This is a genomic window from Shewanella insulae (genome assembly GCF_009831655.1).
Lineage (GTDB): Bacteria > Pseudomonadota > Gammaproteobacteria > Enterobacterales > Shewanellaceae > Shewanella > Shewanella insulae.
Genome location: NZ_WRPA01000005.1, coordinates 38,442 through 60,132, shown reverse-complemented (window position 1 = coordinate 60,132; position 21,691 = coordinate 38,442). Strand labels below are relative to the sequence as shown.

Here is a 21,691-nt window from a genome sequence, read left to right as displayed (position 1 = left end):
TTAACCCTATTTAACGCTTAGTAAACCAATACCGCACGACGGTTCTTAGCAAAGCCATCATCGGTGCGAGAGAAATCTTGTGGTTTCTCTTCACCATAGCTCACTATGCTCATCTGGCTCGGCAGTACACCCATGCTTTGCAGGTACTTGGCAACGGCCTTGGCACGGCGCTCACCCAGAGCGATGTTGTACTCAGGGGTTCCGCGCTCATCGGCATGACCTTCAATCATCACGCGAACATTAGGATGCTCAAGCAGGTACTCACCATGAGCATTAAGCACTTCTGAGAAGTCAGACGATACCGAGCTGCGGTCGAAATCGAAGTAGATGATATGTTCCTTACGCAGTTCCTGGTACTTAATACGCTGCTGCTCTTCTGGCGTCAGAATAGGTGCTACACCACCAGTCTCAACACCACCACCGGCATTCATCTCACTGCTTTCGCTGCCGCTCATCGAGCTGGTCGCATCGGTTTGTGACTCAGATGTTGAGCTACATGCGCTGATCGCCATAATCGGCAGGGCAACAACCATAGCTTTAAACAGCTTATTCAGATCCATTTTGTAATCCTTAATCTTGTTCTCAGTAGTAAATTTATAAGAAAGGTGACCAAGCAGGAGACTTTACCTCCCCTTGACCTACTGGCAATCTTGCCTTAAATCGTCCATCCATAGAGACCGCCGCCAACACCTGTTGACCCTGATAGGTAGTGCCATAGATAACCATGGTACCGTTAGGCGCTATGCTTGGCGACTCATCCAAACGTGTAGAGGTCAGCACCTGCATAAAACGCGTCTCAAGATCCATGCGGGCAATATTGAACTTGCCGTTGGTGCGATTCACAAACACCATGCTCCGACCATCGGGCGAGATAGAGCCACCCAGGTTCCACTCCCCCTCGAAGGTCAGTCGTGTGACCTTACCCGATGCCAAGGCCACCTGATAAATTTGCGGACGACCACCACGCTCCGAGGTGAAGATCAGCGACTTACCATCAGGCGTCCAAGAGGCCTCGGTATCGATGGCATAATGGTTGGTAACACGTTTAATCGCCTTGGTGGCAATATCGACCACATAGATCTCTGGCTGACCATCTTTCGACAGGGTTAGTGCTAACTTCTTGCCGTCTGGCGAGAAGGAAGGCGCACCATTGATCCCAGGAAAGCTGGTAACCTTGGTTCTTTGCTGAGTATAGATATCCTGAACAAAAACCTCGGCCTTCTTGTTCTCAAAACTAACATAAGCCAAACGGCGACCATCCGGTGACCAGACTGGCGACATCAGCGGCTCGGGCGAGCGCAGTAACATCTGCTCATTATAACCATCGTAATCGGCGATCATCAGCTTGTAAGGCGATTTCGCCTTGTGATCTACCACCACGTAGGAGATACGGGTCAGGAAGGCACCACGAATACCGGTGAGCTTCTCATACACGATATCACTGATTCGATGACCATACTGCCTAAACTGGGCGCTGCTGATCACTGTCTCACGGCTGTCGAGCAGGTACTCACTGGCCGACTGTGGACCACCTGACTGCATCTGGGCTTTAACCAGATCGATAAGCTCGAAGTTCACCAGATACTGGTCTGGGCCATAGGGTTTAACCGTTCCCATGACCACAGCCTCGGCGGCCACGTTCGACCAGGCTTTTAAATCCATCTGCGCCAGCGAACCTAAATTGCGCTGCGGCAGACCCAACTCGTCCATCGGCTTAAAGGTACCGCTGCGGGTCAGATCCGACATCACCACATCAGAGATCTGTTGCGGCATGGGTGTACTCCCCTGCCACACAAAAGGCACCACTGCGATAGGACGCGCCGCATCGACCCCTTCGGTGATCACAATATCCAGTGCCGCCTTGGCCGGAATGGTTAAAAATGCCAGCCCCAAGATGAGCCATCTTCCCAAGTTTTTCATGGAACTCCTCTAATTAAACTCCGGTTGTACGGTGAGATTAATCTCTTTTAGCTTGTTATAGACATCGGCCTCGGGCGAAACAGGCAGACGTCCCGCCTTGTTGATTGCCGCCTTAGTCGCACGGCACACAACCGGATCGCCAGACACTATCTCGTTACCGGTCACAAAGCCATCTTTAGCCAGACGAATGAATACCCGGCAACTCTTGCCTCGCATCGACTCGTCGACCACTAGGTGGCGCTGAATCGTGGCGCGGATCATCGAGGTATAACGCTGCACCTCACTCATCACCTGCTTGTTGCGGGTCTGAGACAGTGCGGCCTGCTCGGCGGCCAACGCCTCTTGCATCATACGCTCCTGCTCACGGCGCGCGGCCTCTTCCGCCTTACGTTTCGCCTCGGCTTCCGCCTTACGCTTACGCTCTTCGGCGGCCTTCTTAGCGGCTGCCTCTTCTGCCTTACGCTTGGCCTCGGCTTTAGCAGCAGCCTCTTCGGCTGCCTTGCGCTCGGCTTCCTTCTTCTTACGCTGAGCCTCCGCCTTAGCAGCCTTCTCCTTTTCCTGCTGCTCTTTGAGCTTGGCCGCCTTTGCTGCCTTAGCCGCGTTTTGGGTCTCTAGCTCTTTCTGCTTGCGCTCCTGCTCCAGCTTCTTGATCCGAGCCTGCTCTCGTTCGCGGGCCTGACGCGCCTCTCTGGCCTTACGGTCTAGCTCCTCCTGACGCGCCTTCTCCTTGCGCTCAGCCGCCAGCTTCTCGGCTTTTAACTTCTCAACCTGTGCATTGACCCGTTTCTGATCCACAACCACGGCCTGCACCGCCGGGGCACTGGCCTGAGGCACCACCTTGGGCTTCTCACTAAAATCGACGCCCATGGCCAAGATCACTATCACGCCAACATGAATGCCGGCTGAAATAATGAATGGAACGGTAAAATCTGATTTCCCTGCCACCTGCTACTCCTCAGGCGAATCTGTCATCAGGCCTACCGAAGGTACGCCTGCTTTTTGTAACGTCACCATCAGCTGGATCACCCGCTCATAGGGGATGCTTCTATCGGCCTTGACCACCACCGGGCGCTCGGGCTCCAACTGTACTATGGCGCTGACTCTGACGGCGATCTCTTCGAGATCCAGCACCTCTTTGCTGCTGGCACTGCCAATATCCAGATAATAATCGCCATCGGCATCGATTGAGGCCACCACGGGCGGCTTGCTATCGGCAGGTAGACTCTCGGCCTCCCCCTGGGGCAGATCTACCTTTACCCCCTGAGTTACGATAGGCGCCGTTACCATGAATATGATAAGCAGTACCAACATCACGTCGATATAAGGTACAACGTTGATCTCGGCTACCGGGCGACGCCTCTTACGTTGATAACCCTGCTGCATTAACCGGCTTCCTTCTCACTATAGGCCTGACGATGCAAGATACTGGAGAACTCTTCCATAAAGTTGGCGTAAGACATCTCAATCTTTTCCACCTGAGTGGAGAAGCGGTTGTAGGCAATAACCGCAGGGATCGCCGCAAACAAGCCCATGGCCGTGGCGATAAGTGCCTCGGCGATACCCGGCGCCACCATGGCCAGGGTAGCGTTTTCAACGGCGCCCAGGGCGATGAAGGAGTTCATGATCCCCCATACAGTACCAAACAGGCCAATATAAGGACTGGTCGAACCGATTGTCGCCAGCAATGGCAGATGGGTTTCCAGCTTCTCAAGCTCACGGGAGAGCGAGACGCGCATGGCGCGATAACTACCATCCATCACGGCGGCCGGCACCTTGCCATTGAGGTTACTCAGACGGGCATACTCTTTGAAGCCGGCATAAAACATCGCTTCTAGGCCGGTGATATTCTCCTGCCTAGCGGACAGTTCCTTATAGAGCTTATTGAGATCGACACCAGACCAAAACTTATCTTCAAACTTGAGCGAACGCTGACGAGCCGATGTCAGCAGGCGTCTACGCTGAATAATCACCGCCCAAGACACCACGGACAATGTCAGCAGCGTCAACATGACGAATTTAACTAATAGACTGGCCTGTAAAAACAGCCCGATAAAAGAGATATCAGCTTCCACCCTTTAACTCCTGAACAATATGATGGGGAATGGCTTTTGGCCGCATGCGCGATAGCGCCACACAGGCCACCTGAATGTGTGCTTCACAATAGAGGGTTTCGTCTTGGTCCAGTAGACGCTGGCGAAACACCATGGAGGCCTTCTTCATCTCTATGACCTCAGACTCGACGAAAAGGTCCTGCTCGAAACGCGCAGCCACCTTAAAATCGATGTCGGCGTGTTTCACCACAAAGGCGATATCGTCGGCCAGCAGCTGCGTCTGCTTCACTCCTATCTGTTTTAACCACTCGGTGCGGGCGCGTTCGAAGAAGTTAAGATAGTTAGAGTGATACACCACTCCACCGGCATCGGTATCTTCGTAGTAAACGGATATAGGCCAACGAAACATAGAGAACAAAGGCTCAGCATTCAGATTAAACAGAGGCCTACTATACCGAGTGCCCAGGCAATTGTGAATGCTTGACACCCCGGTGACTGGGACTTAGTGCATAAAATTTTGTTAATAAAAAAGGGAAGTTATTCACTTCCCTTTTTAGGTGCATTTACTTAGCTGCCTATCTTACTCGGCACCGCAAGGCCGAAACTATGCATTAAGAAACTGTAAATATCGGCAAATTCATCTATCTTCATCGCCGTTGGCTTACCTGCACCATGGCCCGCCTTAGACTCGATACGCATGATGATAGGCTCATCACCTGTCTGTCTGTCCTGCAGCAGCGCGCCAAACTTGAAGCTGTGGAGCGGCACCACGCGATCGTCATGATCCGCCGTCATCACCATAGTCGCTGGATAATCGCGCTCTTTGATGTTGTGATAAGGCGAATAGGCCAGTAGCGCTGGGAACTGCTCGGCATTATCGGCACTACCATATTCGCTGGTCCAAGCCCAGCCGATAGTAAACTTGTGGAAACGCAGCATATCCAGAACACCTACTGCAGGCAGTACGGCGGCAAACAGATCCGGACGCTGAGTCACGGCAGCGCCCATCAAAAGACCGCCGTTACTGCGGCCATAGGCGCCAAGCTTGCTGCGATTAGTGTATTTGTTATCGAGCAGATACTCTGCTGCGGCAAAGTAGTCATCGAACACATTTTGCTTCTTATCGAACATGCCTGCCTGATGCCAGCTCTCGCCATACTCCGCACCGCCGCGCAGGTTTGGCACGGCGTAGATGCCCCCCATATCCATCCAGGCAATGTTTGCCGGACTGAATCTTGGTGTCAGTGAGATAGAGAAACCTCCGTAGGCATACAAGAGAGTTGGGTTCTCGCCATTTAGGGTCAATCCCTTCTTGTAGGAGATCATCATAGGCACGCGTGTGCCATCCTTACTGGTGTAGAACACCTGCTCAGAGACATAGTTGTCAGGGTTAAAGGCTATCTTCGGCTTAGCGTAGAGGCTCGACTGGCCCGTCTTAAAGTCAAACTTGTAAGTAGTCTGCGGCTGCACATAGCTGTTGAAGGTGTAGTAGAAGTAATCCTTGCTACGCTTACCATATGGGCCGGCAATCTTACCCTTACCCGGTAGGTCCACATCCTGGCGCTTCACCCCTTCCATGCTGAAGATAGACAGTTTGCCCAACACATCGTGCAGGTAACTGACCACCAGATGATCGTTGATGATGGCCACGCTGGCGATAGGATCGCTCGATTCGGGGATAATGGTCTTCCAATTTGTCTTGGCAGGACGATTCACATCCACGGCCACGATCTTGCCGTTTGGCGCATCGAGATCTGTCTTGAAGTAGAAGACTGACTTGTCATTCCCCAGGAAACTGTACTCGGCCTCTAGCTCGCTAACCAGCTCGACCACAGGCGCCTCGGCCACGGTAAGTGGCTTATAGAAGAAACGGTTACGGCTATCGGTACCCTGTGAGATGGAGATCAGTAGATAATCCCCTGCTTCCGATACCTCGGCGCCAAAGCCCCAATCTTTATTCTGTGGACGTTCGTAAATTAACTTGTCTTGAGACTGATCTGTGCCCAACTGGTGATAGTAAACCTTCTGATTAAAGTTAACATCTGCCAGCAGGTTACCGCCTTCGGGCGCGTCATAACGAGAATAGTAGACACCTTTATTGTCTTTACTCCACTCGGCGCTAGAGAACTTAATCCAGTTGAGCTCATCGCCTAGCTTGGCACCGGTCGCCACATCGACAAACTGCCACTGTTGCCAGTCTGAGCCCGATTTAGAGACGCCATAGGCGATGATCTTGCCGTCGCCGCTGACAGAGACGCCGCTCAAGGCGACTGTGCCGTCGGTAGAGAAGCTATTAGGGTCGAGGGCGACTTTCTCTTCGCCAACCTTATTTTTCACATAGAGGACAGATTGCGCCTGCAAACCATCATTGCGGTAATAAAAGGTATTGTCGCCGCGCTCGGTAGGGGCGGTAACCTTCTCGAAGTTCCACAGCTCGGTGATGCGATCGACGATTGCCTGCTTGTTTTCCAGCTGCGCCAGAAAATCATGACCAGCCTCTTGCTGCTGCTTCACCCAGGCATGGGTCGCGTCACTCTCTTCCTCCAGATAACGGTAGGGGTCGGCAACCTGTACACCGTGAATCGTTTCAACCACGCCCTGGGGCTGAACTGTTGTCTGCGCCGCTTCTGTCTCACTAGCATGGTACTGGCACCCCATGAGTGTTAAACCTAATCCGGCAAGCAAAAGGGTTTGCTTGGATAAAATCGTCTTAAGAGCCATCTGTAGCCATCCTGGATATCTCGTTATTATTAATGGTAAACCTGTGAGCTAGCGCCCAATAACCTCGTACTATACAAGTAAAAAAAAACCGTGCAATGGCTACAAATAATCGAAGTAGGCATTTGCGAAATAGACTTGTTAATAAAAAAACAACATAGATGAATTATATAAATCGTGAAATTATGCAGCAATTTTGCGTAATCAAGCGCAAAACCCCAGGTTAAGTGAATCCGCCCCTTACAACGGCTCAATAAATCATTAGAAATACTAATCTAAGGGTGGAATTTTTCTAGTTTGTAGGACAAATGGTCTGACCCTATAATTCACCTCGTTTTCCGGAAGTGTCTACCCAACCGGTAGATGGAAAACAAGAACTCCGAGTTCCCGTGCCAGTCACGTGAATTCATCCCTGGTTCTTATGCTTGACTTCCTTCCTTCAATTTGTTGATTGCAATGATTTATTTGCGGCCCACTTAAGATTAAGTGGGCTTTTTTTTGCCTATCATTTTCCGCTGCACACTTTTAAGCTCCGGCCGGTAACAAAAAACCGGCCATGTTGGCCGGTTTCCATCACTATGATTAACTCACTAAAGCTTCTCTAATCCAGCGGCTTGCTGAGGCGGATCACCACGCGTCTGTTGCGCGCACGCTCATCTATGGTGTCATTTGACGCCACATGGCGACGCTCACCGTGACCAAAGGTATGGATACGCTCGTCGGGAATACCTGCGGACAGGAAGAGCTGCTTAACCGACTTAGCACGTTTCTCAGACACCTTCTTGTTCACCGAACGGCCACCGAAGCTGTCGGTGTAGGCATCGATCAACACCAGCTCGACTTCAGGATCATAAGAGAGATACTCCTGCACCTTGGTAATCTGCGCCTTAGAGTAGCGGGTCAGCTCAGAGCCGCCAAACTCATAGGTCAGCACGGTAAAGGCGATATCGTCGAAACTATAAGGCAAGAGGTTAGCCAGACAAGACTTAAACTCGGCGTAACGGCGACCAAAATTCGCCGACGACAGGCCTACGGCCACCTTGCTTGAGCGATTATACCAGTCGGCATAATAGAAGGTGGGCTGCATGCCGCGCTCGAGTTCGTTCAACATGGACCAGGCCGCCTTCTTAGGCACCTCGCCGCTGAAATACTTCTGATAGGTCAACTCGGTAATAGGTCGGGAGACAACTCCCGGGCGCCAGGCGGGTGCCATGCTCATCAACTTGGCGCTGGTCACCTCGTCGGGCTTCACCCACATATCCAGACTAAAGTTCAAATCATGGTCTTTACCGGCGCGGCTGGTAAACACTGCCTTACCGTAGGATGGGATCTCATGCTCCAAGCGACAGATAATGGGGGTATTGCCGCTCAGGCGCCAGGAGGACTGTTCCAGCGAGGCCACATAGTGACGCAACTCGGCCTGCGCCGTCGTCGCCAGACTCAAGCCTATACCGAATGTCATCGCACTTAGCACCCTAACCCACATAGACAGTCACTCTTGTTATTTACGTTACTTATCCCTATCGGCCTAATTTAGCATTCCTTTAGCCCATATATTGACCAATCAAACATGACAAGCTCCCACCGGATACTTCATAATAGCCCCCCACTCTTCACTTTGGATATTTTAATGAGCGATATTTGCGACGCACACAAACTTAAGCATAGATTTCGTGGCTACTTTCCCGTCGTCATAGATGTTGAAACCGCGGGTTTTAATGCTCAAACCGATGCGTTGCTGGAGATCGCCGTCTCCCTGTTGAAGATGGACGACAATGGCAATTTGTTACTGGACAAGACGCTCCACTATCATATCGAGCCCTTCGAAGGCGCTAACCTAGAACCAGACGCCCTGGCATTTAACGGCATAGACCCCAGCAATCCATTACGCGGCGCCGTCAGCGAGAAAGAAGCCTTCCTGGAGATCTTCAAAGAGGTCAAGAAACACCAGAAGGCCGCAGAGTGTCATCGCAGCATCATAGTGGCCCACAACGCCGCCTTCGATCATGGCTTCGTCACTCAGGCTATTGAACGCAACGCCCTCAAGCGTACGCCGTTTCACCCCTTTGCCACCTTCGACACCGCCGCCCTCTCGGGGCTGGCGCTGGGCCATACCGTATTGGCCAAGGCCTGCGAGATTGCCGGTATCCCTTTCGATAACAAAGAGGCCCACTCCGCTCTCTACGATACCGAGCGCACCGCAGAGCTGTTTTGTCATATCGTCAACAAATGGAAGGCATTAGGCGGCTGGCCGGTAGCGAGCGAGGCGCCTGCTACCCAGGCTGAGACCAGCGAAGACAACGAAAGCTAAAATTAAAAGTAAGACAAGGCAGAGAGCACTCATTGCTAGCCTTGTATAAGACTGCCGATATCTCGCGCCGGATCGCGCGGGATACCGGATAAACTAGGCTGACCGCTACAAGCCTGTACGGCTTTCGAGCTTCAGGGCTTTGATCAAGTCAAACACCTCGTGGATCTCCTTAAACACCTGCTCTATATCATCGGCAAAGTCCAGCGGCTTTAACAGATCCAGTTTCGGCTCAAAATAGTTATGCTTGCAGGCGATCTTAATCAATAGTCGACCATTGCTAAAACTGGCCTCAAGATCGCCACGGTAGAAGCGAGACAGGGAGAGTAAACGCTCCATGGTCGCAGTATTTAATAGATATCTCGCCTCGATCTGATCGTCGCTATACACCTCAAACTGACGCTCGAAGGTCGGATCTTCCAGTTTTACCCGTGATAGCTGCTGTTTAAACTGCATAAAACCATTACCCATCAACCCTTTATCCTGACGAACCTGGGTACTACCGGAAAATTTCTTTGGCAGATCGAACTCTAACACTATGCCATCGAATATCGTCTTGTATTGGGGGCGATTATCTTTCGTACCTTTATGCTCCAGCAGCACGAGCTCCCTCATCAGGAAAGGCACATTGAGATACTGGCCTCTTACCGAATCTTGAAAATAGCCCTTGTCATACTCAGGAAAGAGACCATAGTCCTTATAGGCATCCAGCTCGGGTAAGTTTGGGGGGTTTAACGCGAAGCTCTTGCCGAAGTAGCCAAGCAGTAACGGATAGATCTCCTCGACTATCTTAGCCCGCAGTTGACTTATCTCATTGCCGGCCCAGATATTCACGACAGCGATCAGCGTACCCGCCCCAAAAGCACCGCCAAATCCGGCGAAAAACACACCACCTTCAAAATCAAGCACGACCGCACCATAGATGCTGACCGCAAAACAGGCCAAGAAGGCTAACAAGCCGATATAGGTGATGGGGGTACTAATTTTACTGCGAGCCTGATACTTAGCGGCAGCTTCCTGGCGGACGGACTCATACCGCCGACACTTAGGGGCTATCTGTTTAGCGTAATATTGACTGAAGGCCTGTTTATCCTCGACCGGAATCGCAAACTCCATTGGATTCATACATCTATCCTTGCTCATTTCCATTGTCCACAATTAGCGGCTATCTCGAAGCGATCGTCAAGAGATGACGTACCGTTTGTCTGAAAAACAACCAGTTAAATTAGGTTAAAGAAAGATAAGGCTAATTGCTCAATCTAGAGACAACCGACTGACCCGAGGTATATTTGGCCAGTAAGGCGTCTATTGCTCCCTGCTCCCGGAGCTGGCTTATCGCACCATTAATCTGCTTGAGCAAGCCTTGATGCTCTCTTCGCAGGCGGATCACCAACACGCCATCCGAATGTACGGCCGCCAGCGCGATGGGCACATGCAGCTCCCTTGCCCAGTAAAGCGCGGTAAGATCACCTGCGATGGCGGCCTGGATCCGCCCCTTCTGCAAGGCAATGATAAGCTCACGTTCCGACTTGAAATCGACACGGGTAAACTGGCTATCGTCGTGATAGAGATAGCCGCGCACAGTGCCTATCTCCTGCCCTCGTATCTTACTGATATTCATCCAGTCATCCTGTGCGCCCGCCAAGACCACCACATGCTCCTTGATAGCGAAGATGGGCTGAGACTGCACGAAATTTTCGCCCAGCTCGCCGCCCTCAAACCAGCTGGGACTCACCACATCGAAATCCAGTGCTCCGCTGGCCAACGCCTGATTAGTTCGCTTCGGTGGATAGAGTTTTGCCTCCAATCGAATAGGGGTCAATGCAAAGATATTTGGCACTAACTCGGCCAAGATCCCCGGGTCCTTGGCATTTTCATCGATAAAGTAGGGATACCAACTGTTAGAGCCATTCACATCATAGGAAAGTACGGTTTCGGCGCGTACAGGCACCAGGAAGAAAAGACAACAGAAAAACACTATAGAGAGTCGCATCGAACACCTTACATTAGGCACTAAGCCGTTAATCAAGAAGGATCTCTCTAGGTATATCAAGGGCGCCTGAAATGATCAATTTATTAACATGAAATGACACCAACAAAGGCTGATACTTAGCTTCACCCCACACTCTGCCCGCACTAAGATGGTATAGTCTGGCTAACACCTACAACAAGCGATACAGACAATACCTATGAGCCAAGCCCATTTTGACGGCAAGTATGAAGTGGAATTCAAGTACCGACTTCAGGATAGAGACTCTTTTCTGGCCCGGCTGCACAGCCTCCCCCATCAGGTGATGCTTAAAGACAACGTCGAGTTTGACCGCTATTACGACACCCAGGCGGGAAGCCTGGCACAAGAGAGCAAACATCTGTGCCTGAGGGAGATGCGCCCCTCAGATATCAAGCTATGGATAGTCAAGGGCCCAGCTAGCCAGCAGTGTCAGGCGACTCGTATCGACAACATCGACAGCGCCGCCGATATGCTGGAGACCATGGGTTATGAGGTGGTGCTGCGGCTTACCAAGACCCGCAGCATTTACTTTATCGACCAGTATCATGTGACGGTCGACAACTTAGAAGGGCTGGGGGATTTTGCCGAGCTGGCGATCATGACAGACGATGAGACCCAGCTGGCGCATCACGAACAAGGCCTGCTCAAATTAGCCGAGCAACTTGGTCTAAGGGAGAATGACAGAGAGACCAACTCCTATCGCGAACTGATGATGAATAGTCAAACAGTCCCCTCACCCGCTTAGCGGTAGGTGGCGACAGGTGAAGCCCAGATGTAACTGGCCATAGAGACTATAAAAAAGAGCCATAAAAAAGAGCCATAAAAAAAGCTGCCCTAGGGCAGCTTTTTTACTAACAGTCTGAACCGCTTATAGTGTCTCAGCGTTATCAGTCAGGTAAGAAGCAACGCCTTCTGGGCTTGCGTCCATACCTTTGTCACCTTTTTCCCAGCCTGCTGGGCAAACGTCACCGTGCTCTTCATGGAATTGAAGCGCGTCGATCATACGTAGCATCTCGTCAACGTTACGGCCTAGTGGCAGATCGTTAACCACTTGGTGACGAACTTGACCTTCTTTGTCGATCAGGAAAGAACCACGGAAAGCCACACCGGCTTCTGGATGCTCAACGTCGTAGGCTTTACAGATATCGTGCTTCACGTCAGCCACTAGGGTGTACTGCACCTGGCCGATACCGCCCTTATCTACTGGGGTGTTACGCCATGCGTTGTGAGTGAACTGAGAATCGATAGAAACACCGATAACTTCTACGCCACGCTTCTTGAACTCTTCCATGCGGTGATCGAAAGCAATCAACTCAGATGGGCATACGAAAGTGAAATCAAGTGGGTAGAAGAATACTACAGCTGGCTTTCCTTTAATCGCTTCGCTCAGGGTAAAGCTATCTACAATTTCGCCATTACCAAGAACTGCTGCAGCTGTAAAATCAGGAGCCGGACGGCCTACTAATACGCTCATTTTTTATCTCCATCTATGGATTGAAAAAGCTTTTAATTATGAACTCAAAAGCATTATAGGCAGTCACCAGCGGGACACAAGTAATTTGGGATCATTGTCACTTTTTTTAATAAATATTCATCGAGTTGCCCAAGTTATCACCGCCTTCTTCCCGGCCGGTTAGGCTTATTTACAGTTACGCAGTAAACTTGAATACAGTTCGGTTACATCTCTTGCAAAATTCTTAGATAAAACGCCATGGCGCTGGACAACACGGGCTATTGCTGGCAAAAATAGCTTCCCACTAAAGATTAAAAAATCAGATTGAATCAATATGAATGCAGTTGTTATTGCCGTTTGCTTGATGTTGGGCCTTAGCCTAGCGCGAGTAAACGTCGTTATCGCGCTCACTGTGAGTGCTCTGGTCGCCGGACTCGTCGGCGGCATGAACCTTGAGCAGACGGTCGACGCCTTTAATACCGGGCTGGGCGGCGGCGCGCAGATCGCTCTGAGCTATGCCCTGTTAGGTGCCTTTGCGGTCGCCCTGTCACACTCTGGCCTCACCACGCTGATCTCCCGCAAGGTGATCGCTCACTTAGGACAAGAGCAAAGCCCTGGCAACGTCAATAAGGTGCGCTGGTTACTCTTGCTGGCCATCCTGGCCATGGCGGTTTCGTCACAAAACATACTGCCTATTCATATTGCCTTCATTCCAATCCTAATTCCGCCGCTCTTGCATGTGATGTCAAAGCTCAAGCTCGACCGGCGCCTGGTAGCCTGTGTGCTCACCTTCGGCCTAGTGACCACCTATATGATCCTGCCCGTAGGTTTTGGCGGTATCTTCCTCAACGATATCTTGCTCGCCAACCTCACCAGCAATAATTTAGATGCGGTGCGCGAACAGATCCCTCCTGCCATGTTGATCCCGGCGCTGGGCATGGTCAGCGGCTTGTTTATCGCCGTGTTCATCAGCTATCGCAAGCCAAGAGAATATAAGGAAGAGTTGATCCTGGCCGCCGAGCCAGAGGAAACCCTTAATCGCCGTAACATCGCCATCGCCCTGATCGCCATCGCCTCCACCCTAGTGGTGCAGCTCTATACCAACTCAATGATCTTCGGTGCCCTCATCGGCTTTATCATCTTTAGCTTCTCTGGCGCCCTCAAGCATGTGGCCGATCAGGATATCTTCAACCAAGGCGTGCGTATGATGGCCAACATAGGTTTCATCATGATCTCCGCCGCCGGTTTCGCCGCCGTGGTCAAGGCCACAGGCGATGTAGGCACCCTAGTTGACTCCCTCAGCCATCTCATCGGTGACAACAAGGCATTGGCGGCCTTCCTGATGTTGGTAGTCGGTCTACTCATCACCATGGGGATAGGATCATCGTTTTCCACCATCCCCATCATCGCCACCATCTATGTGCCGCTGGCTATCAGCTTTGGCTTCTCGGTACCGGCCACCATCGCACTGGTCGGCACGGCGGCGGCGCTTGGTGACGCCGGCTCACCGGCATCGGATTCGACCCTGGGCCCGACGGCAGGTCTCAACGCCGACGGTCAGCATGATCACATTCGCGATAGCGTGATCCCAACCTTTATTCACTACAACATCCCCTTGTTGATCTCGGGTTGGATAGCAGCCATGGTGCTCTAACCAACACCTGATAAAAAGAGATAAAAAAAAGGAGCCTTAGGCTCCTTTTTTACTGCTCACCATTTTTAAAATGGTGTCTTATTTAGTACCGAAGATCTTATCGCCGGCATCACCCAAACCAGGCAGGATGTAACCCTGCTCGTTGAGGCACTTGTCGATAGAGGCAGTATAGAGCTCAATATCAGGATGGGCCTTCTCTAGCGCCGCAATGCCTTCTGGCGCCGCCACTAATACCAGGGCCTTGATTGAGGTGCAGCCGCGCTCTTTAAGCAGATCGATCGTTGAGATCATAGAGCCACCGGTTGCCAGCATAGGGTCGACCACCAATGCGATACGCTCATGCATATTGCTGGCAAGCTTCTCAAAGTAAGGCACGGGCTCCAGCGTCTCTTCGTCACGGTAGATCCCCACCACAGAGATACGTGCACTCGGTACGTGCTCAAGCACACCATCCATCATGCCAAGGCCGGCACGCAGAATAGGCACTACGGTAACCTTCTTACCCTTGATCTGCTCAACTTCTACTGGACCATTCCAACCTTCGATAGTGACCTTTTCGGTTTCAAAGTCAGCGGTCGCTTCATAGGTCAACAGGCTACCCACTTCAGCCGCTAACTCACGGAAACGCTTAGTACTAATATCTCCTTCACGCATCAAGCCAATCTTATGGCGTACCAGAGGATGCTTAACTTCGACCACTTTCATCGTTTTCTCCTGATCAATTCCAGTTTTTCCAGCAAATTGTACCGATTCTAGTAGATTTGTTCACAATCGAAAACATAAAGTTTTACAAACACGGTAAATCGTGACCTAAGTCCGTTTGAATATTCAAAATCATCCCTTTCGAGTGCCTACACAAGCTGATAGAATAGCGCCGCATAAAAATCCAATAACGATGTACCCGAGAGGATCCTCCGTGAGCACTCCTACCCAGCTAAGCTATAAAGATGCAGGTGTTGATATCGACGCAGGCAATGCCCTTGTAGACAATATCAAATCTGCCGTTAAACGTACCCACCGCCCCGAAGTCATGGGCAACCTAGGTGGTTTTGGCGCACTTTGCGAGCTGCCGACTAAGTACAAACATCCAGTTCTTGTATCTGGCACCGATGGTGTTGGTACCAAGCTTAGACTGGCTATCGATTATCACAAACATGACAGCGTAGGTGTCGACCTGGTTGCCATGTGTGTTAACGATCTGATTGTTGCCGGTGCAGAGCCCCTGTTTTTCCTCGACTATTACGCCACAGGCAAGCTAGATGTCGCGACCGCGACCTCAGTTGTTAACGGCATCGCCGAAGGTTGTGCTCAGTCAGGTTGCGCCCTGATCGGTGGTGAAACCGCCGAAATGCCAGGCATGTACGAAGGCGAAGACTATGATCTTGCAGGCTTCTGCGTAGGCGTAGTCGAGAAAGAAGAGGTGCTTGACGGCTCTAAAGTGGTTGCCGGTGACGCGTTGATCGCCCTGGGCTCAAGCGGCCCACACTCTAACGGTTACTCACTGATCCGTAAGGTGCTCGAGGTAAGCAAGGCCGATCCTCAGCAAGACCTTGAAGGCAAGCCGCTAATCGATCACCTGCTGGAACCCACCAAGATTTATGTTAAGCCGCTGCTTAAACTGCTTGAGAAGCACGACATCCACGCCATGGCCCATATCACAGGCGGTGGCTTCTGGGAAAACATCCCACGCGTGCTGCCAGATGATGCCAAGGCCGTGGTAAAAGGCGACTCATGGCAGTGGCCTACCGTTTTCAACTGGTTAATGGAAAACGGTAATATTGCCGAGTTTGAGATGTACCGTACCTTCAACTGTGGTGTTGGCATGATCATCGCCCTACCACAGGATCAAGTGGATGCTGCGCTGACCCTGCTTAAGGCCGAAGGCGAAAACGCTTGGCTCATCGGTGACATTGCCAGCCGCAATGGCGACGAAGAGCAAGTGGAGATCTGCTAATGCCCAGCTGCTGTCGCGTCCTCGTCCTGGTCTCTGGTAATGGCAGCAATCTGCAGGCCATCATCGACAGTTGTGACGACAACCTGGACGCCGAAGTCGTTGGTGTGATCAGCAATAAGCCCAATGCCTACGGCCTGGTGCGCGCGCATCAGAGTGAGATAGACACCAGCTGCGTGATCCCTCATGAGTGCGAGTCCCGCGGCGACTATGATCTGCGCCTCAAGGCGGCCATCGACAAGTATCAGCCGGATCTTATCGTACTGGCGGGCTTTATGCGTATCCTGAGTGACGATTTCGTCAAACAGTTCGAGGGACGAATGATCAACATTCATCCTTCGCTGTTGCCGAAATACACAGGCCTGCATACCCACCAGCGGGCGATCGACGCCGGTGACAGCGAGCATGGCGCCAGCGTACACTTCGTCACCCCAGAGCTGGATGCCGGCCCTGTAATCCTGCAGGCCAAGGTGCCCGTCTATCCCGAGGATGATGCCAACGTGCTGGCAGAAAGGGTGCACGAGCAGGAACACGCCATCTATCCCCTGGTAGTGAAATGGTTCAGTCAGCAGCGTCTACGGATGACAGACGGCAAGGCCTACCTTGACGATCAACTGCTCAGCCCCATGGGCTACGCCGCCGACTAACCCACCTGTTGTCGGCCTTCCAATAAAGAGACCCCAGGGTCTCTTTTTTATTAGTGACAGCCCTGCCTGTGCAGCGCTCGCTAGCCTGTCACCACACGTTTTAACACTCGATGAACCGCAGAAAAGTTTACCGAGTCCCCCAGTCATCGACCAAGTTAGGCTATATTGCCGGCTACGCTAAATAATTCACCAAATTACATTGTTTTTAAAACACAATTGGTTTTAGATGAAGGCAGTTAACTTACTGCTAGCAAGATGAGACCTAAGATGAAAAATGTAATTTGTGATATTGATGGTGTACTGCTACATGACAACAAGTTGATCCCGGGCAGCGATAAGTTTATCCATCGCATTCTCGAGCAAGGAAACCCACTGGTCATACTGACCAACTACCCGGTACAGACGGGTAAAGATCTCCAAAACCGCCTCGGCGCCGCCGGGATCCAGGTACCAGAAGAGTGTTTCTACACCTCGGCCATGGCCACGGCAGACTTTCTCAAGCATCAGACGGGTGACAAGGCCTTTGTCATCGGCGAAGGCGCCCTGACTCACGAGCTCTACAAGGCCGGCTTCACCATTACCGACATCAACCCAGACTTTGTCATCGTCGGTGAGACCCGCTCCTATAACTGGGACATGATCCATAAGGCCGCCCAGTTTGTCGCCGCCGGGGCCCGCTTCATCGCCACCAACCCTGACACCCATGGCCCGGCCCACAGCCCTGCCTGTGGCGCCCTTTGTGCACCTATCGAGCGCATCTGTGGCCGCAAGCCCTTCTATGTGGGTAAGCCCAGCTCCTGGATCATTCGCAGCGCCCTGAACCATATCGGCGGCCACTCGGAAAATACCGTGATCATCGGCGACAACATGCGCACCGATATTCTGGCGGGATTCCAGGCAGGTCTGGAAACCATCTTGGTTACCAGCGGCGTCAGCCAGGTCAAAGATATCGAGAAGGAACCATTCAGACCCAACCATGTGTTTGACTGCGCCGGTGATATCGACGTCATCTAGTCTAATTAGCCAAAGAAATCACTAGCCAAGACGCGTGGCCCAGACCGCGCGTTTTCTATCCCCGACCCGCACAATATTTAACCCTGTCATTCCAGCTGCCATCAGCCTTTCATCAAACATAAAGCGTAACATTTAATCACCCTGCGTCCCTTGCCAAGGCCCGTCATCTTATTCATCATGTGGGCGCGATTTATAAATAACAAAAACAAATAGGAAGTCCCATGCGTTTTGCCCTACCCACCTGTGCTCTGGTGCTCCTCAGCGCCTGTAGCCAGCATGCTCCCCAGCTCGCAAGCGAAGAGCAAGCTCCCGCCTTTAACGAAGCCAGATTCAGGCTGGATATTCAGACTCTCTCCTCGGATAAATTTGAGGGCCGCGCCCCCACCACCCAAGGTGAAGCGCTGACCCTGGATTATCTTAGCAAGGCCTTTGCCGCCGCCGGACTGGTCGGCGCCAACGATGGCAGCTTCCTGCAGCCTGTGCCTATGGTCAGCTACACCGCCAGCGAGTCGCAGACCATCACCCTGGGCGAACTGCCTATGCAATACCGTCAGGATATCGTCCTGGGCAGTCGCCACGACAATCAAGAGGTGAATATCAAAGATGCGCCGCTGGTCTTTGTCGGCTATGGCATCAAGGCACCGGAATACGATTGGGACGACTATGAGAGCCTGGATATGAAGGGCAAGATCGCCCTGATCCTGGTTAACGACCCAGGTTTTGCCCTGCCAGAGTCGGGTAAATTTAACGGCAAGGCGATGACCTACTACGGCCGCTGGAGCTATAAATTTGAGGAAGCCAGCCGCCAGGGCGCGCTTGGTGCCATCATCATTCACGATACCAAGCCAGCCTCCTACCCTTGGTCTGTGGTAGAAAACAGCTGGACAGGCGCTCAGCAAGATCTGGTACTGAATAAGGCAACACAGGACAGCCGCGTACAGGTAGAAGGCTGGATCACCATGGAAAAGGCCAGCGAGCTGTTCGACAGCGCAGGCTTGTCCCTGGCGACCTTAAGCGATCGCGCCGCCAGCAGCCCGGTGAATGTCGCGCTTGAAAAATCTGCCAACATCGCCTTCGCCAACAAGGCGGAATATGCCGATAGCTATAACGTGGTGGCCACACTCCCCGGCCAAGGCGCAAGTGATGAGCAGATCCTCTTTACCGCCCACTGGGACCATATCGGCCTGGACGCCAACAAACAGGGCGACCAGATCTATAACGGCGCCCTGGACAACGCCTCAGGTACGGCAGGGATCCTAGAGATCGCCCGCCAATTCGCCGCCCAGGCCAAGCAAGGTAAGCCGCTCAAGCGCTCGCTCACCTTCGTCGCTACCACAGGCGAAGAGCAGGGATTGTTAGGTTCACGCTATTATGCCGCCAACCCCGTCTATCCGCTGGACAAGACGGTGGCCGTCTTCAACCTGGACAGCACCAATATCTATGGCCGTACATCGGATTACACCATAATAGGTAAAGGCAAGTCACAGCTGGAAACCTATCTAGTCGAGGCGGCCAGCGGCCAGCAGCGCACCGCGGTGAGTGAAACACGCCCTGAGTCTGGCGGCTTCTTCCGCTCAGACCACTTCAGCTTCGCCAAGTATGGCGTGCCGGCGGTATTTGCCGGCGGCGGCAACAACCCGGTCGATGAGGACACTGCCAAGTACAAGGCAGAGATGAAACAGCAGATGAAAGGCTGTTACCACAATGTCTGCGACGAATATCGCGCCGACTGGGATCTCTCCGGCGCCCTGGAAGATCTCGGCGTCTACTATCAGGCCGCTCAACGCCTGGGTAACAACGGCGACTGGCCCGGCTATTATGCCGGTACCGAATTCCACCAGCTGCGCCCGGCAACCACAGACAAGACCACCACCGCCGAGTAACTAAGGTTTTCGGCAACACATGAATAAAAGGCTTCCATCGGAGGCCTTTTTGTTTATTTATCCACCCGTCACGCCGCTTTTTACCAACTCGACTAAAATCCAGAGCGAGATTCAGATTGAACAATTCCAGCCACTAATAGAGGACTGAAAATAGCGATTTCATAATTAAAACCGTAAACAACAAAATAAAGCTCAAACCCCCCCCGGAAAGAATCAAACAAACAACACCAAAAACAACCTTTTTGTGATGTTTTGATAATTTTGACACTTGGCAGATGCAGAAAATGCTGTCAAAGTGAGTGGCAACTGAGATTTATACCGTTTTCTGGAGCTTTCATTATGTGTTCAATATTTGCGATTCTCGACATCCAAACCGATGCCACGCCGCTACGCCAGGTTGCCCTGGAGATGTCCAAGTTGCTGCGCCATCGCGGCCCCGACTGGTCAGGGATCTATACCAGCGACAAGGCGATCCTCGCCCATGAGCGTCTGGCCATCGTCGATATCGAACATGGCGCCCAGCCGCTGCTATCAGAAGATGAAAGCCTGGTTCTGGCGGTCAACGGTGAGATCTACAACCACAAGGAGCTCAAGGCCGAACTGGGTGACAAGTACAGCTACCAGACCAACTCAGACTGTGAGGTGATCCTCGCCCTGTATCAGGAATATGGCACCGAATTTCTGGACAAGCTCAACGGTATCTTCGCCTTCGTACTCTACGACAAGCGTAGCGACAGCTACCTGATTGGCCGGGATCACATGGGGATCATCCCCCTCTACACGGGCCATGACGCCCAGGGCAACTTCTATGTCGCCTCGGAAATGAAGGCACTGATGCCTGTCTGTAAGACGGTAGAAGAGTTTAAGCCGGGCCACTATCTAACAAAGGGTGGTGAGACCCACTACTACCAGCGCGACTGGCAATCTTTCGAGGCGGTACAGGACAACGGAGCCAGCGTCGAAGAGCTACGTGAGGCACTGGAGGCTGCGGTCAAACGTCAGCTGATGTCAGATGTCCCCTATGGCGTACTGCTCTCCGGCGGTTTGGACTCTTCCGTGGTATCGGCCATCACACAGACCTTCGCCAAGCGCCGTATCGAAGATGACGGTGCCAGCGACGCCTGGTGGCCACAGCTACATTCCTTCGCCGTTGGCCTGACCGGCGCGCCAGATCTGGCGGCGGCGCAGAAGGTAGCCGATGCCATAGGCACCATCCACCATGAGATCACCTTCAGCTTCCAGGAAGGGCTCGATGCGCTTAAGGATGTAATCTATCACCTGGAGACCTACGATGTCACCACCATACGTGCGGCCACCCCCATGTATCTGATGGCGCGCAAGATCAAGGCGATGGGGATCAAGATGGTGCTGTCTGGCGAAGGCGCCGACGAGCTATTTGGCGGCTACCTCTACTTCCACAAGGCACCTAACGCCCAGGCCTTCCACGAGGAGTTGGTGCGTAAGTTAGACAAGCTGCATCTATTCGACTGCCTGCGCGCCAACAAGGCGATGGCGGCCTGGGGCCTAGAGGCTCGCGTCCCCTTCCTCGATAAAGAGTTTATCGACACCGCGATGCGCATCAACCCAGAGGCCAAGATGTCTAAAGATGGCCGCATAGAGAAGCATATCCTGCGCCAAGCCTTCGAGCACAAGCTACCCCAAGAGGTGGCCTGGCGTCAGAAGGAGCAGTTCAGCGATGGCGTCGGCTACTCATGGATCGACGGTCTAAAGGATCATGCCGAGGCTCAGGTAGACGATCTGCAACTGGCCAACGCCAAGTTCAGATTCCCCTACAACACACCAGAAACCAAGGAAGCCTACTTCTACCGTTGCTTCTTCGAAGAGCACTTCCCACTGCCATCGGCCGCCGAGACAGTACCTGGCGGCAAATCGGTCGCTTGCTCCACCCCAGAGGCGCTGGCCTGGGATGAGAGCCTGCAAGGGATCATCGATCCTTCGGGCCGCGCGGTACAGTCTGTGCACGAGAGTGCCTACTAGTCAGCCCCGCATCTAATAAATGCCATAAAAAAGAGACCACTAGGTCTCTTTTTTATGGCGCTCTTGTTATGGGCGCCGTTGCT

Annotated in this window: 20 protein-coding genes; 8 read left to right on the top strand and 12 right to left on the bottom strand. The window is 52.4% G+C overall.

Annotation, left to right across the window (positions count from 1 at the left end; all coding sequences use genetic code 11):
* Nucleotides 1-17: 17 nt before the first annotated feature.
* The 8 genes from pal to GNT65_RS07305 form a co-directional block, all read right to left on the bottom strand.
* The gene (gene pal / locus GNT65_RS07340; protein ID WP_011865327.1) at nucleotides 18-560 is read right to left on the bottom strand and encodes a peptidoglycan-associated lipoprotein Pal; all 543 of its coding nucleotides are present in this window, start codon (nucleotides 558-560) and stop codon (nucleotides 18-20) included.
* Between the two features lie 34 nt (nucleotides 561-594).
* The gene (gene tolB / locus GNT65_RS07335; RefSeq protein WP_160794832.1) at nucleotides 595-1,920 is read right to left on the bottom strand and encodes a Tol-Pal system beta propeller repeat protein TolB; all 1,326 of its coding nucleotides are present in this window, start codon (nucleotides 1,918-1,920) and stop codon (nucleotides 595-597) included.
* Nucleotides 1,921-1,929: 9 nt separating this feature from the next.
* Complete coding sequence (gene tolA / locus GNT65_RS07330; RefSeq protein ID WP_160794830.1) at nucleotides 1,930-2,865, bottom strand: cell envelope integrity protein TolA; 936 nt, start codon at nucleotides 2,863-2,865, stop codon at nucleotides 1,930-1,932.
* A 3-nt stretch (nucleotides 2,866-2,868) separates the two neighbouring features.
* Nucleotides 2,869-3,303, bottom strand: coding sequence for a protein TolR (gene tolR / locus GNT65_RS07325; protein ID WP_011865324.1), 435 nt, complete (start codon nucleotides 3,301-3,303; stop codon nucleotides 2,869-2,871).
* A complete protein-coding gene (gene tolQ, locus GNT65_RS07320; protein ID WP_160794828.1) occupies nucleotides 3,303-3,992 on the bottom strand; it encodes a protein TolQ in 690 nt (229 codons plus the stop codon). Before tolQ ends, tolR begins: the two co-directional genes overlap by 1 nt.
* On the bottom strand, nucleotides 3,982-4,380 hold the full coding sequence (ybgC, locus tag GNT65_RS07315) for a tol-pal system-associated acyl-CoA thioesterase (RefSeq protein WP_160794826.1): 399 nt from the start codon (nucleotides 4,378-4,380) through the stop codon (nucleotides 3,982-3,984). Before ybgC ends, tolQ begins: the two co-directional genes overlap by 11 nt.
* 158 nt (nucleotides 4,381-4,538) lie before the next feature.
* On the bottom strand, nucleotides 4,539-6,629 hold the full coding sequence (locus GNT65_RS07310) for a prolyl oligopeptidase family serine peptidase (protein WP_420853510.1): 2,091 nt from the start codon (nucleotides 6,627-6,629) through the stop codon (nucleotides 4,539-4,541).
* A gap of 661 nt (nucleotides 6,630-7,290) precedes the next feature.
* Nucleotides 7,291-8,151: a flagellar protein MotY gene (locus GNT65_RS07305; RefSeq protein WP_160794822.1), complete on the bottom strand. Its 861-nt coding sequence runs from the start codon at nucleotides 8,149-8,151 to the stop codon at nucleotides 7,291-7,293.
* A 168-nt stretch (nucleotides 8,152-8,319) separates the two neighbouring features.
* On the opposite strand from GNT65_RS07305, the gene rnt reads away from it, so the two are divergent.
* Nucleotides 8,320-9,000, top strand: a complete 681-nt coding sequence (gene rnt, locus GNT65_RS07300; protein ID WP_160794820.1) for a ribonuclease T — start codon at nucleotides 8,320-8,322, stop codon at nucleotides 8,998-9,000.
* A gap of 105 nt (nucleotides 9,001-9,105) precedes the next feature.
* Here the strand turns inward: rnt and GNT65_RS07295 are convergent, their stop codons facing one another.
* On the bottom strand, nucleotides 9,106-10,122 hold the full coding sequence (locus tag GNT65_RS07295; RefSeq protein WP_160794818.1) for a DUF3137 domain-containing protein: 1,017 nt from the start codon (nucleotides 10,120-10,122) through the stop codon (nucleotides 9,106-9,108).
* A 121-nt stretch (nucleotides 10,123-10,243) separates the two neighbouring features.
* Nucleotides 10,244-10,990, bottom strand: coding sequence for a substrate-binding periplasmic protein (locus GNT65_RS07290; protein ID WP_160794816.1), 747 nt, complete (start codon nucleotides 10,988-10,990; stop codon nucleotides 10,244-10,246).
* A 196-nt stretch (nucleotides 10,991-11,186) separates the two neighbouring features.
* Here GNT65_RS07290 and cyaB point away from each other — a divergent pair, with 196 nt between their 5' ends.
* On the top strand, nucleotides 11,187-11,753 hold the full coding sequence (gene cyaB, locus GNT65_RS07285; RefSeq protein WP_160794814.1) for a class IV adenylate cyclase: 567 nt from the start codon (nucleotides 11,187-11,189) through the stop codon (nucleotides 11,751-11,753).
* A gap of 123 nt (nucleotides 11,754-11,876) precedes the next feature.
* On the opposite strand, the gene GNT65_RS07280 is transcribed toward cyaB, so the two are convergent.
* Nucleotides 11,877-12,482: a peroxiredoxin gene (locus GNT65_RS07280; RefSeq protein WP_160794812.1), complete on the bottom strand. Its 606-nt coding sequence runs from the start codon at nucleotides 12,480-12,482 to the stop codon at nucleotides 11,877-11,879.
* Between the two features lie 313 nt (nucleotides 12,483-12,795).
* Between GNT65_RS07280 and GNT65_RS07275 the strand changes: the two genes are divergently transcribed.
* Complete coding sequence (locus GNT65_RS07275) at nucleotides 12,796-14,115, top strand: Na+/H+ antiporter family protein (RefSeq protein WP_160794810.1); 1,320 nt, start codon at nucleotides 12,796-12,798, stop codon at nucleotides 14,113-14,115.
* Nucleotides 14,116-14,193: 78 nt separating this feature from the next.
* Here the strand turns inward: GNT65_RS07275 and upp are convergent, their stop codons facing one another.
* Nucleotides 14,194-14,820, bottom strand: coding sequence for a uracil phosphoribosyltransferase (upp, locus tag GNT65_RS07270; RefSeq protein ID WP_160794808.1), 627 nt, complete (start codon nucleotides 14,818-14,820; stop codon nucleotides 14,194-14,196).
* 211 nt (nucleotides 14,821-15,031) lie between these two features.
* Between upp and purM the strand changes: the two genes are divergently transcribed.
* The 5 genes from purM to asnB all read left to right on the top strand — a co-directional run bounded on the left by purM (nucleotide 15,032) and on the right by asnB (nucleotide 21,608).
* Nucleotides 15,032-16,069 carry a phosphoribosylformylglycinamidine cyclo-ligase gene (purM, locus tag GNT65_RS07265; protein WP_160794807.1) on the top strand — a complete coding sequence of 346 codons (1,038 nt, stop codon included), beginning with the start codon at nucleotides 15,032-15,034 and terminating at the stop codon, nucleotides 16,067-16,069.
* Nucleotides 16,069-16,713, top strand: a complete 645-nt coding sequence (gene purN, locus GNT65_RS07260; RefSeq protein WP_160794805.1) for a phosphoribosylglycinamide formyltransferase — start codon at nucleotides 16,069-16,071, stop codon at nucleotides 16,711-16,713. Before purM ends, purN begins: the two co-directional genes overlap by 1 nt.
* Before the next feature lie 267 nt (nucleotides 16,714-16,980).
* Nucleotides 16,981-17,727, top strand: a complete 747-nt coding sequence (locus tag GNT65_RS07255) for an HAD-IIA family hydrolase (RefSeq protein WP_041511696.1) — start codon at nucleotides 16,981-16,983, stop codon at nucleotides 17,725-17,727.
* Nucleotides 17,728-17,948: 221 nt separating this feature from the next.
* Entirely contained in the window at nucleotides 17,949-19,610 is a 1,662-nt protein-coding gene (locus GNT65_RS07250) for a M28 family metallopeptidase (RefSeq protein ID WP_160794803.1), read from the top strand.
* Between the two features lie 339 nt (nucleotides 19,611-19,949).
* Nucleotides 19,950-21,608: an asparagine synthase B gene (asnB, locus tag GNT65_RS07245; protein ID WP_160794801.1), complete on the top strand. Its 1,659-nt coding sequence runs from the start codon at nucleotides 19,950-19,952 to the stop codon at nucleotides 21,606-21,608.
* Nucleotides 21,609-21,691: the final 83 nt, after the last annotated feature.